Genomic DNA, 255 nt, shown 5'->3' with positions numbered 1-255 from the left:
AAAACGCCCTCACCGAGATGGAAAAATCCATCGCCATCCTCGAAGACCTCCGCACCAAAGCCCCCACCACCGAACTCCGCCAAACCTACTTCGCCTCTGTCCAAGGCTATTACCAGTTCTACATCGACCTCTTGATGGAACTGCACCGGAATAACCCAAATAAAGGTTATGATGCCCGCGCCTTCCAAGCCAGCGAAAGTTCCCGCGCCCGCACCCTCACCGAAATTCTCACCGAAGCACAATTCGACCTCAAAG

General features: G+C 54.1%; 1 protein-coding gene. It reads left to right on the top strand.

Going from position 1 to position 255, the window contains the following annotated elements; all coding sequences use genetic code 11:
- Positions 1 to 17 precede the first annotated feature (17 nt).
- A partial coding sequence (locus tag JUI58_RS00555) for a hypothetical protein (protein ID WP_204101805.1) occupies positions 18 to 255 on the top strand: 238 nt, incomplete at its 3' end.

This window comes from Spirulina sp. CCY15215, from assembly GCF_016888125.1.
Taxonomy (GTDB): domain Bacteria; phylum Cyanobacteriota; class Cyanobacteriia; order Cyanobacteriales; family Spirulinaceae; genus CCY15215.
The sequence above is the reverse complement of the archived record's forward strand: the minus strand, read 5'-3'. Positions and strand labels throughout refer to the sequence as shown.